General features: G+C 61.6%; 11 protein-coding genes. 2 read left to right on the forward strand and 9 right to left on the reverse strand.

What is annotated here, in order from left to right; all coding sequences use genetic code 11:
• Window positions 1–78: 78 nt before the first annotated feature.
• The 7 genes from tauD to PMA3_RS00790 all read right to left on the reverse strand — a co-directional run bounded on the left by tauD (window position 79) and on the right by PMA3_RS00790 (window position 8,383).
• Complete coding sequence (gene tauD, locus PMA3_RS00755) at window positions 79–921, reverse strand: taurine dioxygenase (protein WP_064675381.1); 843 nt, start codon at window positions 919–921, stop codon at window positions 79–81.
• 135 nt (window positions 922–1,056) lie between these two features.
• The gene (tauC, locus tag PMA3_RS00760) at window positions 1,057–1,890 is read right to left on the reverse strand and encodes a taurine ABC transporter permease TauC (RefSeq protein ID WP_064675382.1); all 834 of its coding nucleotides are present in this window, start codon (window positions 1,888–1,890) and stop codon (window positions 1,057–1,059) included.
• The gene (gene tauB, locus PMA3_RS00765; RefSeq protein WP_064675383.1) at window positions 1,887–2,681 is read right to left on the reverse strand and encodes a taurine ABC transporter ATP-binding subunit; all 795 of its coding nucleotides are present in this window, start codon (window positions 2,679–2,681) and stop codon (window positions 1,887–1,889) included. The genes tauC and tauB overlap by 4 nt, the downstream gene beginning before the upstream one ends.
• 15 nt (window positions 2,682–2,696) lie before the next feature.
• A complete protein-coding gene (gene tauA / locus PMA3_RS00770; protein WP_064675384.1) occupies window positions 2,697–3,674 on the reverse strand; it encodes a taurine ABC transporter substrate-binding protein in 978 nt (325 codons plus the stop codon).
• 162 nt (window positions 3,675–3,836) lie between these two features.
• Window positions 3,837–5,420 (reverse strand): glutamate--cysteine ligase, encoded by a 1,584-nt coding sequence (gene gshA, locus PMA3_RS00775; RefSeq protein ID WP_064675385.1) that lies wholly within the window; start codon window positions 5,418–5,420, stop codon window positions 3,837–3,839.
• Between the two features lie 255 nt (window positions 5,421–5,675).
• The gene (locus PMA3_RS00785) at window positions 5,676–6,059 is read right to left on the reverse strand and encodes a PaaI family thioesterase (RefSeq protein WP_064675387.1); all 384 of its coding nucleotides are present in this window, start codon (window positions 6,057–6,059) and stop codon (window positions 5,676–5,678) included.
• Complete coding sequence (locus tag PMA3_RS00790) at window positions 6,059–8,383, reverse strand: Tex family protein (protein WP_064675388.1); 2,325 nt, start codon at window positions 8,381–8,383, stop codon at window positions 6,059–6,061. The genes PMA3_RS00785 and PMA3_RS00790 overlap by 1 nt, the downstream gene beginning before the upstream one ends.
• Before the next feature lie 361 nt (window positions 8,384–8,744).
• Here PMA3_RS00790 and ompR point away from each other — a divergent pair, with 361 nt between their 5' ends.
• Together ompR and PMA3_RS00800 are read left to right on the forward strand one after the other, a co-directional pair.
• Complete coding sequence (gene ompR, locus PMA3_RS00795; RefSeq protein WP_064675389.1) at window positions 8,745–9,485, forward strand: osmolarity response regulator transcription factor OmpR; 741 nt, start codon at window positions 8,745–8,747, stop codon at window positions 9,483–9,485.
• Window positions 9,486–9,586: 101 nt separating this feature from the next.
• Window positions 9,587–10,900 (forward strand): ATP-binding protein, encoded by a 1,314-nt coding sequence (locus tag PMA3_RS00800; RefSeq protein ID WP_064675390.1) that lies wholly within the window; start codon window positions 9,587–9,589, stop codon window positions 10,898–10,900.
• Between the two features lie 152 nt (window positions 10,901–11,052).
• Here PMA3_RS00800 and rimK read toward each other — a convergent pair whose 3' ends face one another.
• Together rimK and rimB are read right to left on the reverse strand one after the other, a co-directional pair.
• Entirely contained in the window at window positions 11,053–11,958 is a 906-nt protein-coding gene (gene rimK, locus PMA3_RS00805) for a 30S ribosomal protein S6--L-glutamate ligase (protein ID WP_064675391.1), read from the reverse strand.
• Window positions 11,955–12,434: a retropepsin-like aspartic endopeptidase RimB gene (gene rimB / locus PMA3_RS00810; RefSeq protein ID WP_064675392.1), complete on the reverse strand. Its 480-nt coding sequence runs from the start codon at window positions 12,432–12,434 to the stop codon at window positions 11,955–11,957. The genes rimK and rimB overlap by 4 nt, the downstream gene beginning before the upstream one ends.
• Window positions 12,435–12,437: the final 3 nt, after the last annotated feature.

Genomic DNA, 12,437 nt, shown 5'->3' on the forward strand with positions numbered 1-12,437 from the left:
TTTGGCCAAACTACAGCGGGCTTGCCCCGGGCGGCGCTCCGACGATGGGGCCGTCAGATTCAGTAAAGCGCTGGGTCTTCACCTGAAAAACGGCACATCCCCCAACACCGTCGCCCGCTGCATCACCCGTCGCGCCGGCCGGTAATCATCGACCGCGAAATGCTGGGTTACGCGGTTGTCCCAGAACGCCACGTCATCCTTCTGCCAGCGCCAGCGAATGGTGAATTCCGGGCGTGTTGCATGGGCAAACAGAAACTTCAGAATCACCTCGCTTTCGGTGTCCGACAGCTCATTGATCTTCGACGTGAACCCTTCGTTGACGAAGAGCGAGCGGCGCCCGCTCACCGGGTGCGTGCGAATCACCGGGTGCGACAACGGCGGATTTTTCCTGCGCGCGTCCTCCCACTGGGCCAGCGCTTCGGCCGTATCGCCAAAACGTTCCAGCGGGAACGAGCGGGTGAAGTCGTGAGTGGCCGTCAGCCCTTCAAGCAAGGTCTTCATTGGCGCGGACAACGCTTCATATGCGGCAATGCCGCTGGCCCACAGCGTGTCGCCACCAAACGCCGGCAGCAATTTGGCGCTGAGCACCGCGCCCATGGCCGGGGTCGGCAGGAAGGTCACGTCGGTGTGCCAGATCGCGTTGTCACGCACGTCGGTGACGGCGGTATCGAGGATCAGCACTTCCGGCTGTTCCGGCACGTTCGGGTAGATCGGATGTATGTGCAGGTCGCCGAAACAGGCTGCAAAACGCGCCTGTTGCTGCGGCTCGATCGGCTGGTCGCGGAAAAACAGCACCTGATGTCTGAGCAGCGCCTGCTCGATGGCTTCGCGCTGCTCCAGGTTCAGTGGCTGGCTGATGTCGACGCCGCTGATTTGCGCGCCGAGGGCCGAGCTGAGGGGGACAATCGTCAAGTTGCTCATGGTCGTTCTCTTCAATCCGGGACGCCGATCTTTTTGTGGGAGCGAGCTTGCTCGCGATTGTGTCAGTCAACTTCGCGGTAACTGACACACCGCTATCGCGATCAAGCTCGCTCCCACATTAAGGTCCAAAAATATTCAGTGAGCCTGGCCATGCCACGGCACCAGTTTGCGTTGCAGGGCGCGCAGGCCCATTTCCATGGCGAAGGCGATCAGGGCGATGACCAGAATCCCCAGCACCACCACATCGGTGACCAGGAACTGCGCAGCTGACTGCACCATGAAGCCCAGGCCGCTGGTGGCGGCGATCAACTCGGCGGCGACCAGCGTCGACCAACCCACGCCGAGACCAATGCGCACTCCGGTCAAAATGTCCGGCAAGGCACTCGGCAAAATCACATGGCGAATCAACTGCGCCCGGGTTGCGCCCAGCGACTGCGCAGCGCGCAACCTGGCCGGGTCGACGGTGCGCACACCGGTCGCGGTCGCGATGGCGATCGGGGCGAAAATCGCCAGGTAGATCAACAACACCTTCGACAACTCACCGATGCCGCACCAGATCACGATCAGCGGCAGGTAGGCCAATGGCGGGATAGGGCGGTAGAACTCGATCAGCGGATCGAGAATGCCGCGGGCGATACGATTGTGGCCAATGGCGATACCGACCGGGACCGCGGTCAATATCGCGAAGCCCAGCCCCAGACCGATCCGGCCCAGGCTTGCGCCCAGGTGTTGCCACAGGGTCGAGTCCATGTAGCCGGTGGTCACCAGCAGCCAGCCTTTTTGCAGCACGGTGGAGGGTGGCGGCAGGAACAGCGGTTCGATCATTCCAGTGGCGGTGACGGCCCACCAGATGGCAATGAGCGCGACCAGTGTCAGCACACTGATCCAGCGCGTGCTCAAGCTGCGACGGACTGCCGTCACCCTGGCGCCCGGTTTCACCGCCGCGGCGGGAATTTCATAGCTGCTCATGCGCGCTCCTGCCGCTGGGTGGTGCTGCGTTGGGAGAACACTTTGGCCAGCACATGTTCACGGGTTTCAATAAAGCGCGGGTCGGACTTGATTGCCCGTGCCGATTCACCGGCGGCATAACGCTGGCCGAAATCCAGGCACAGGCGCTCGACGATTTGCCCGGGGTTTGGCGCCAGCAGAATCAGGTCGGTGGCGAGGAACACCGCTTCTTCAATGTCGTGGGTAATCAGGAACACCGGTTTGGCGGTGCGCTGCCAGACTTGCAGCAGCAGCTCCTGCATCTGTTCACGGGTGAAGGCATCCAGGGCGCCGAAGGGTTCGTCCATCAGCAGCACGCGAGGATCGGCGGCGAGCGCGCGGGCGAGGCCGACACGTTGCTTCTGGCCGCCCGAGAGTTGCCAGATTCGACGGCTCTCGAAACCGGAAAGATCCACCAGCGCAAGCATTTCCCGGGCGCGGATTTCGCGTTTGTCCCGGGAAGCACCGGCCAGTTCCAGGCCGAATCCGACGTTGGCCAGCACGTCCTGCCAAGGCAGGAGGGCATCGTCCTGGAACACTACGCCACGTTCGGCGCTCGGGCCTTTGACGGGCACGCCATCAAGCGTGATGCGTCCGGCGCTGGGTTCGACGAAACCGGCAATCAGGTTCAACAGCGAAGTCTTGCCACTGCCGGAGGGGCCGAGGGCGACCAGCAATTGCTGGGGCCCAAGGCTCAAGGATATATCCGCCAGCACAGGTTCCGGGCTACCTGGGTACTGTGCGCTGATGCGCTCCAGCTGAAGCAAAGCCATCGCGGTTAACTCCGATCAGTTGGTGATGTATTTGGCGCTGACGTAGGGGGCGTAGTCCGGCAGTACGGCTTCGACCTTGCCTTGTTCCTTGAGAAATGTGGCGGTGTCGGTGATGGCCTTGGTGGTCGGCGCGCCGAGGCTGATCACCTGATCCGCCGCCAGCGGGTAGACGTTGCCTTGCAGCAGCAATGGAATATCACTGGCCTTGGCGCCAGACAGTTTTACCAGCTTGTCGACGTTGCTTTGGTTGGCGAGCCAGGCTTGCGGGTCTTTGCGGTAATCGGCGTAGGCATCGAGGGTCACTTTGGCGAATGCGGTGACGATTTCCGGGTGCTTCTCGGCGAAGTCCTTGCGCACGATCCAGGCATCGAATGTTGGTGCGCCGAACTTGGCTAGCTCGCCGGAGGTGATCAGCACTTTGCCATTTTCCTTGGCCACACCGAGCGCGGGGTCCCAGACGTAGGTGGCGTCGATGTCACCACGTTTCCATGCCGCGATGATTGCCGGCGGTGCGAGATTGAGCACGGTGACTTTCGAGGGATCGATGTTCCAGTGCTTGAGCGCGGCGAGCAGGCTGTAGTGGCCGGTGGAAACGAATGGCACGGCGATTTTCTTGCCGATCAGGTCCTGCGGGGTCTTGATCCCGGAACCGTCGCGGGCGACCAGGGCTTCGGCGGCGCCGATCTGGGTGGCGATGAGGAAGGTTTCCACCGGGACTTTGCGGGTAATTGCTGCCGTCAGGGGGCTCGAGCCGAGGTAGCCGATCTGGACGTCGCCGGAAGCGATGGCGGCGATAATGTCGGCCCCGTTGTCGAATTTGCGCCAATCGATTTCGGCGTTGGTGGCTTTTTCGTAGGCGCCGTCGGCCTGGGCGACTTTGGCCGGGTCAACGGTGGTCTGGTAGGCGACGGTGACGTCGGCGGCCTGGGTGAAGAAACTCGCCGCAGCCACGGATGCGGCCGCCAGGAGGCGAAGGGGGAAATTCAGTTTCATCGAGAAGCTCCTTGTCAGGCGACCGAGTGTCGGCGTGAAAGGAGACTAAATGATCTAAGAACTCGAAAATAAATAACTTTTTCGAATGAGCTTATGAGCGGAAAATTCTAAGGGACACCGTTCCGGCAAGCCCCCTCGCCACAGGGGACCTGCTCTGGCAGGTTAGTTGCTAATCGCCAGAATGCTCGCCTGATACGACCCGACAAACACATCGAAATCGCCGACTTCGTTCTGCTCCAGCTCCACCTGCTGAGCCAGCGACGAACGCGCCCGCTCTTCAAACTTCGCCTGCTCCTCGGTATTCAACGGCTCGCTGCGGAAGTACTCCGCATGCACCTGGCTCTGACGCAGGGAGAACTGAGCAAAACTTTCCTTGTGCTCAGCCATCGCCGCCAGCACTTGGGCCGATGGCGTCAGGGACGGGTCCCGGACCTTGGCCAGTTGCGCATCCAATGCCTTGCTGTGAGCCTCGCCACCGTGGCTCTGATCCAGCAGCGCGGCCAGCGGCGCAATGTTCTCCAGCAGTTCGCTGGCCCACTCTTTCATGTCCACTGGCTGGCCATCGCGTTGCAGTTGCAGGCCCGGACGGCGACCTTCCTTGACCACGCTGAGGAAGTTCGAGGTCGCGTTACCGCATGAGGTATTGGTCAGCAGCGGGCTGTCGTTCAGCGCGCAGTACAGCAGGAATGCGTCGAGGAACCGCGACTCCGGCAGGTCGATGCCCATCGGCAGGAACGGGTTGATGTCCAGGCAGCGCACCTCGACGTACTGAATTCCACGGGCCACCAGCGCCTGGATCGGCCGTTCGCCGGTGTAGGTCACGCGTTTCGGGCGGATGTTGGAGTAGTACTCGTTTTCGATCTGCAGGATGTTGGTGTTGAGCTGGACCCACTCACCATCCTTGTGCGTGCCGATCTCGACATAGGGGGCATAGGGCGTGGCCACCGCTTTGCGCAGGCTGTCGGTGTAGCTGGCCAGATCGTTGTAGCAGGGCGTCAGACCGGCCTGGGCGTTGCTCTGGTAGCCCAGGTCGCTCATGCGCAAGCTGGTGGCGTACGGCAGATACAGGGTCTCCGGGTCCAGTTGTTCCAGCTGGTGCGAACGGCCGCGCAGGAAGCCGGCGTCCAGCGCTGGCGACGCGCCGAACAAGTACATCAACAACCAGCTATAGCGACGGAAGTTACGAATCAGCGCGATATAGGCCGACGACTGATAGTCGCGGTCGGTGCCGACAAAGCCTTCGGACGCCTTGAGCAGCGGCCAGAGCTTCTCCGGCAGGGAAAAGTTGTAATGGATCCCGGCGATGCACTGCATGGTCTTGCCGTAGCGCAGGGCCAGGCCCTTGCGGTAGACGTACTTGAGCTGACCGATGTTGGAGGTGCCGTAATAGGCGATCGGGATATCTTCCTCGGCCGGCAACGGGCACGGCATCGATGGACTCCACAGGTACTCGTTGCCGAGCTTGCTGTAGGCAAAACGGTGAATGCTGTCCAGACTCGCCAGGGTGTCTGCCGGGTCGGGCAGGGCCGGGGTGATGAACTCCAGCAGCGACTCGGAATAGTCGGTGGTGATTTGTTCGTTGGTCAGCGCGGAACCCAATTCTTCCGGGTGCGGCGTTTGCGCCAGGCGACCTTCGCCGGTCACGCGCAGGCATTCACGTTCGATGCCGTGAAGGCACTGCTCGAGCAGAGAGAGGTTAGCGCGCTCGCCGAGCAGAGCCAGGCGGCGGTTGAGAAGTTCGCTCAAGTTGGATTCCTTCACGCGTCAGTCGCCCCAATATGGGGGTGGGCAAGACGGTCTACAAGGGTGAAGTTGAAACTGGCGTTTTCGCCTGGTTTTGGATCGCACAAACCTTCCCCTGTAGGAGCGAGCTTGCTCGCGAAGAGCCTGAGGGCGGCGCGTTCATTCAGAAAGCACGCGTCATCGTTAACGCCCATCGCGAGCAAGCTCGCTCCTACAGGATTCGTAGCGCTGAAATTAACTCAAATCGATGAGATCTAGCTACAGGACAGCGAACGTGCCCTGCGCTTTTGCGACAAGTTTTTCGCCCTGCATCACGTCAGCTTCGACCACCAACGTGCGGCGGCCCGGGTGAATGACCCGCGCCGTGCACATCACTTCACCGTCAGAAACGGCGCGAATGTAGTTGATCTTGCATTCGATGGTCACGCTCTGCTGGTCAAAGCCGTGGCAGCTGGAACAGGCCAGCCCCATGGCAATGTCCGCCAGACTGAACAAGGCCCCGCCGTGCAGCTTGCCACCGCGATTGCGCAGCTGTGGCTCAAGCGCCAGGGCGACTTGCGCCACCCCGTTTTCCAGGCTGTGCAAGCGACAGCCCAGCAGCTTGAAAAACGCGCTTTCAGTCAGTCCGGCAGGAATCTCCATCAGCGTTTCTTCAACTGCTTGGCGTTGGCGAACAGCGAAGCCATGGCGTTGTTGGCCGGAGCCGCTGCCGTGGTTTCCTTTCGCGGTGCGTTGTTCTGGGACTGGCGCGGAGCCGAACCAGGACGCGCGCCACGGGCACCGTCGATTTTCTCGCCCGGGGTGTCGCTCATGCGCATCGACAGGCCCACGCGTTTACGCGGGATGTCGACTTCCATGACCTTCACTTTCACCACGTCACCGGCTTTCACCGCTTCGCGGGGATCCTTGATGAACTTCTCCGAAAGCGCAGAGATATGCACCAAACCGTCCTGATGCACGCCGATGTCGACGAACGCGCCGAAGTTGGTCACGTTGGTCACCACGCCTTCGAGGATCATGCCCGGTTGCAGGTCCTTGAGGTCTTCGACGCCTTCCTGGAACTCGGCGGTCTTGAACTCGGGACGCGGGTCGCGGCCGGGTTTTTCCAGCTCCTGCAGGATGTCGGTAACCGTCGGCAGGCCGAAGGTTTCGTCGGTGTACTTCTTCGGGTCAAGACGCTTGAGGAATGTGGCGTCGCCGATCAGCGAACGGATGTCGCGGTCGGTCTCGGCGGCGATGCGCTGAACCAGCGGATAGGCTTCGGGGTGAACCGCAGACGAATCCAGCGGGTTGTCGCCGTTCATCACGCGCAGGAAGCCGGCGGCCTGTTCGAAGGTTTTTTCGCCCAGGCGCGCGACTTTCTTCAGCGCCGCACGGGTCTTGAAGGCGCCGTGCTCGTCGCGGTGGCTGACGATGTTCTGCGCCAACGTCGCGTTGAGGCCGGAGATACGGGCCAACAGCGCCACGGAAGCGGTGTTGACGTCGACGCCCACGGCGTTCACGCAATCTTCGACCACAGCGTCCAGGCCGCGCGCCAGTTTCAGCTGCGACACGTCGTGCTGGTACTGGCCGACGCCGATGGACTTCGGATCGATTTTCACCAGCTCGGCCAGCGGATCCTGCAGACGGCGGGCGATCGACACCGCGCCACGGATCGACACGTCGAGGTCCGGGAATTCCTTGGAGGCCAGTTCCGACGCCGAGTAAACCGATGCACCGGCCTCGGACACCATGACCTTGGTCATTTTCATGGCTGGGTATTTTTTGATCAGTTCAGCGGCCAGCTTGTCGGTTTCACGGCTGGCGGTGCCGTTGCCGATGGCGATCAAGTCCACTGCATGCTTGGCGCACAGGGCCGCGAGGACCGCGAGGGTCTGGTCCCATTTGTTGTGCGGCACGTGCGGGTACACCGTGGCGTGATCCAGCAGCTTGCCAGTGGCATCGACCACGGCGACCTTGCAACCGGTGCGCAGGCCCGGGTCGAGGCCCAGGGTGGCGCGCGGGCCGGCCGGGGCCGACAGCAGCAAGTCGTGCAGGTTGTGGGCGAACACATTGATCGCTTCGGTTTCCGCGCCGTCGCGCAGTTCACCCAGCAGGTCGGTTTCCAGGTGAGTGTAGAGCTTGACCTTCCAGGTCCAGCGCACCACTTCGCCCAGCCATTTGTCGGCGGCGCGGTTCTGGTTCTGGATGCCGAACTGCTGGCCGATCATGCCTTCGCACGGGTGCATGGTGCCCGGCAGCTCGTCGCCGACTTTCAGCGCGGAGCTGAGGATGCCTTCGTTGCGACCACGGAAAATCGCCAGCGCACGGTGCGATGGCATGCTTTTGAGCGGTTCGTCGTGTTCGAAGTAGTCGCGGAACTTGGCGCCTGCCTCTTCCTTGCCGGCGATGACGCGGGCACTGAGGGTGGCTTCCTGCTTGAGGTAGCTGCGCAGCTTGTCCAGCAGGCCGGCGTCTTCGGCGAAGCGCTCCATCAGGATGTATTTGGCGCCTTCGAGGGCGGCCTTCACGTCCGCCACGCCTTTTTCGGCGTCGATGAAACGTGCTGCTTCGGTTTCAGGGCTCAGGGTCGGGTCGTTGAACAGGCCGTCGGCCAGCTCGCCGAGGCCGGCTTCCAGGGCGATCTGGCCCTTGGTGCGGCGCTTCTGCTTGTACGGCAGGTACAAGTCTTCAAGGCGGGTCTTGGTGTCGGCGAGCTTGATGTCGCGCTCAAGCTGCGGGGTCAGCTTGCCTTGCTCCTGGATGCTGGCGAGGATGCTGATGCGCCGTTCGTCGAGTTCTCGCAGGTAGCGCAGACGCTCTTCCAGATGACGCAGCTGGATATCATCGAGGCTGCCGGTCACTTCTTTCCGGTAACGGGCGATGAAGGGCACCGTGGAGCCTTCATCGAGTAGCGCGACGGCCGCTTCGACCTGTTGTGGGCGGACACCGAGTTCCTCGGCGATGCGGCTGTTGATGCTGTCCATAAAACCACCTGACAAATTGTGAAAGCAGGCTCGCGGGCACAGGGTAAAAGGCTCGGCGAGTCTGGTTGAGCGGCCTGGCCTGCGCCGCTACCTGGATCAACAGGCTTCCCGTTGACCCGTGAAATCGAACAAATACTGCCGGCGCCATGAAAATAAAAAAGCGGCCGCTGCAGTCATGATCAGACGTTGCCTGACACAAAAGGCCGCGCATTATAACCAGCGTTCGGTCATTCGGGGGCATCAGAGGCTGCAGGCACAATGCCTGTATTCCTGGCGGTGAAGGAAAAATCTGCTAACAATGCACACGGTGCGTATAACGACAGCTACGCCATAATGCGCGCCGAGATCAAAGGAGCATCCAATGAGCAGCACTGCAAACATTGCTGAAGGCGAAAAAATTCTTATCGTTGACGACGATCCGGGGCTCAGCAGCCTGCTGGAACGCTTTTTCGTCAGCAAGGGCTACCGCGCCCGCGCCGTTCCGAACACCGAACAAATGGACCGCCTGCTGGCACGTGAAGTGTTCAACCTGGTCGTCCTCGACCTGATGCTGCCCGGCGAAGACGGCTTGACCGCCTGCCGCCGCCTGCGCGGCGCGAACAATCAGATTCCGATCATCATGCTCACCGCCAAGGGCGATGAGCTGAGCCGCATCAAGGGCCTCGAGCTGGGTGCCGACGATTACCTGGCCAAGCCGTTCAACCCGGACGAGCTGATGGCGCGGGTCAAAGCGGTCCTGCGCCGTCAGGCAGCGCCGGTGCCGGGCGCACCGGGCAGCGAAGACGAAAGCGTGACCTTTGGTGACTACGAGCTGTCCCTGGCGACCCGCGAACTCAAGCGCGGCGACGAAGTGCACATGCTCACCACCGGTGAGTTCGCCGTGCTCAAGGCGCTGGTGATGAACGCTCGTCAGCCGCTGACCCGCGATAAACTGATGAACCTGGCCCGTGGTCGCGAGTGGGATGCGCTGGAGCGCTCCATCGACGTGCAGATTTCCCGCCTGCGCCGGATGATCGAGCCTGATCCATCCAAGCCACGCTACATCCAGACGGTTTGGGGCGTGGGTTACGTATTCGTTCCGGATGGCGCTGCCACCAAGTGATCGGCAATTTGTAGGAGCGGGTCTTGCGGCCGATTTGTCCGCAGACTCGCGAACCGCAATATGCGAGCATCGCTCGCTCCTGCAAGCTTTAACGGTTATTCATGAAAACCCCGGTCTGGTTCCCCCAAAGCTTCTTCTCCCGCACCCTTTGGCTGGTGCTGATCGTCGTCCTGTTTTCCAAGGCGCTGACCCTGGTTTATCTGTTGATGAACGAAGACGTGCTGGTGGACCGCCAGTACAGCCACGGCGTCGCCCTGACGCTTCGCGCCTATTGGGCGGCGGATGAAGAGAATCGCGAGAAAATTGCCGATGCCGTGCCGCTGATTCGTGTAGTGGGTGCCGGTGTGCCGGAAGGCGAACACCACTGGCCCTACAGCGAGATCTACCAACGGCAGATGCAGACCGAATTGGGTCCCGACACCGAAGTCAGACTGCGCATGCATTCGCCGCCGGCGCTATGGGTCCGGGCGCCAAGCCTGGGTGACGGCTGGCTGAAAGTGCCACTGTATCCGCACCCTCTGCGCGGTCAGAAAATCTGGAACGTGCTCGGCTGGTTCCTGGCCATCGGCTTGCTGTCGACCGCTTCAGCGTGGATCTTTGTGAGTCAGCTCAATCAACCGTTGAAGCGCCTGGTCTTTGCCGCAAGGCAACTCGGCCAGGGCCGCAGCGTGCGCTTGCCGATCAGCGACACGCCCAGTGAAATGACCGAGGTGTACCGTGCCTTCAACCAGATGGCGGAAGACGTCGAACAGGCCGGCCGCGAACGCGAGCTGATGCTGGCCGGGGTGTCCCACGACCTGCGCACGCCGCTGACCCGTTTGCGGCTGTCCCTGGAGTTGATGGGCGACCACAGCGACCTGACGGACGACATGGTTCGCGACATTGAAGACATGGACGCGATTCTCGATCAGTTCCTGGCCTTCATCCGCGATGGCCGTGACGAGTCGGTGGAAGAGGTGGACTTGACTGACCTGGTGCGCGAAGTTGCCGCGCCGTACAACCAGAATGAAGAAAAAGTCCAGCTGCGCCTGGAGCCGATCCAACCCTTCCCCTTGCGTCGGGTGTCGATGAAGCGGCTGCTGAACAACCTGATCGGCAACGCGCTGCATCACGCGGGCAACGGGGTCGAAGTGGCGGCTTATGTGTCCGGGGACGTCAGCGCACCCTATGTGGTGCTGAGTGTCATGGACCGTGGTGCGGGGATTGACCCGTCGGAGCTGGAAGCGATCTTCAACCCGTTCACTCGCGGCGATCGTGCCCGGGGCGGGAAGGGGACCGGGTTGGGATTGGCGATCGTGAAGCGGATCGCTTCCATGCATGGCGGCAATGTCGAGCTGCGCAACCGGTCCGGGGGTGGGTTGGAAGCGCGGGTGCGGTTGCCGTTGGGGTTGATGTTGCCTAGAGATGCTGTTTAAAAGGTTTAGAACTTCGTTGCGGCGAGCGGCCTCTTCGTCGGAACGCCGCCTGGGGCAAGCCCGCTCCCACATGAATTGCGTCCGCCGCAGATCAACTGTGGGAGCGGGCTTGCCCGCGAAGGCGGCTTCCCTGCCACCCTAAAGATTGAGGGTTAACCCTTACCTTTGGTCCGAGTCATATTCGGCCCACCATTCTTCTCCAGATGCTCAATGATGATCCCCGCCACATTCTTGCTGGTGGTGGTTTCAATCCCCTCCAGCCCCGGCGACGAGTTCACTTCCATCACCAGCGGACCATGGTTGGAACGCAGGATATCCACACCGGCCACAGCCAACCCCATCACCTTGGCCGCGCGTAATGCCGTCATGCGCTCTTCCGGCGTGATCTTGATCAGGCTGGCGCTGCCGCCCCGGTGCAGGTTGGAGCGAAACTCCCCGGGCTTGGCCTGGCGCTTCATCGCCGCAATCACCTTGTCGCCGACGACGAAGCAGCGAATGTCCGCACCGCCGGCTTCCTTGATGTATTCCTGAACCATGATGTTCTGCTTGAGGCCCATGAACGCCTCGATCACCGACTCCGCCGCAGTCGCGGTTTCACACAGCACCACGCCGATGCCCTGGGTGCCTTCCAGCACCTTGATCACCAGTGGCGCGCCATTGACCATCGCGATCAAATCGGGAATGTCGTCCGGGGAGTGGGCAAAACCGGTAACCGGCAAGCCGATTCCGCGGCGCGACAGCAATTGCAGCGAACGCAGTTTGTCCCGCGAGCGGGCGATGGCCACCGATTCGTTGAGCGGAAATACGCCCATCATTTCGAACTGGCGCAACACCGCGCAGCCATAAAACGTCACCGACGCACCGATCCGCGGAATCACCGCGTCGAAACCTTCCAGCGGCCTGCCGCGGTAGTGGATCTGCGGCTTGTGGCTGGCAATGTTCATGTAGGCGCGCAGGGTGTCGATCACCACCATTTCATGGCCACGCTCGGTCCCGGCTTCAACCAGACGACGAGTGGAATACAGACGCGGGTTCCGCGACAGCACAGCGATCTTCATGCAACACCTGTGGAGGAGGTAGATACCGGGAACACCGGCTTGTCTTGAACGTATTTAATGCCCGGATTGACCACCAACTGGCCATCGATCAGGGCTTTGGAGCCGAGTAACAGGCGATACCGCATGGATTTGCGGCAGGCGAGCGTGAACTCTACCCGCCAGACCCGATCACCGAGGGCCAGGGTCGTGCTGACCACATATCGCATCTGCGCGTGGCCATTGGAGCTCTTGATGGTTTTGCGCGTCACCAGCGGTGCTTCGCAGCGCCGGTGACGCAGTTGCACCACCGTGCCCAGGTGCGCAGTAAAGCGCACCCACTGTTCGCCCTCGCGCTCGAATGGCTCGATGTCGGTGGCATGTAGGCTGGAGGTGCTGGCACCGGTGTCGATTTTTGCCCGCAGGCCTGCGACTCCCAAATCCGGGAGCGCCACCCACTCGCGCAGACCAACAACGGTCAAATGGTCAAATGTCTTCAATAG

The sequence above is a fragment of the Pseudomonas silesiensis genome (assembly GCF_001661075.1).
In the GTDB taxonomy this organism is placed as follows: Bacteria; Pseudomonadota; Gammaproteobacteria; order Pseudomonadales; family Pseudomonadaceae; genus Aquipseudomonas; species Aquipseudomonas silesiensis.

Excerpts from the sequence above, each read along its gene's own strand:
- tauA (WP_064675384.1), bottom strand. The coding sequence starts at position 3,674 with ATGAAACTGAATTTCCCCCTTCGCCTCCTGGCGGCCGCATCCGTGGCT.
- PMA3_RS00785 (WP_064675387.1), bottom strand. The coding sequence starts at position 6,059 with ATGGAGATTCCTGCCGGACTGACTGAAAGCGCGTTTTTCAAGCTGCTG.
- ompR (WP_064675389.1), top strand. The coding sequence starts at position 8,745 with ATGAGCAGCACTGCAAACATTGCTGAAGGCGAAAAAATTCTTATCGTT.
- tauD (WP_064675381.1), bottom strand. The coding sequence starts at position 921 with ATGAGCAACTTGACGATTGTCCCCCTCAGCTCGGCCCTCGGCGCGCAA.
- PMA3_RS00800 (WP_064675390.1), top strand. The coding sequence starts at position 9,587 with ATGAAAACCCCGGTCTGGTTCCCCCAAAGCTTCTTCTCCCGCACCCTT.
- tauC (WP_064675382.1), bottom strand. The coding sequence starts at position 1,890 with ATGAGCAGCTATGAAATTCCCGCCGCGGCGGTGAAACCGGGCGCCAGG.
- rimK (WP_064675391.1), bottom strand. The coding sequence starts at position 11,958 with ATGAAGATCGCTGTGCTGTCGCGGAACCCGCGTCTGTATTCCACTCGT.
- PMA3_RS00790 (WP_064675388.1), bottom strand. The coding sequence starts at position 8,383 with ATGGACAGCATCAACAGCCGCATCGCCGAGGAACTCGGTGTCCGCCCA.
- tauB (WP_064675383.1), bottom strand. The coding sequence starts at position 2,681 with ATGGCTTTGCTTCAGCTGGAGCGCATCAGCGCACAGTACCCAGGTAGC.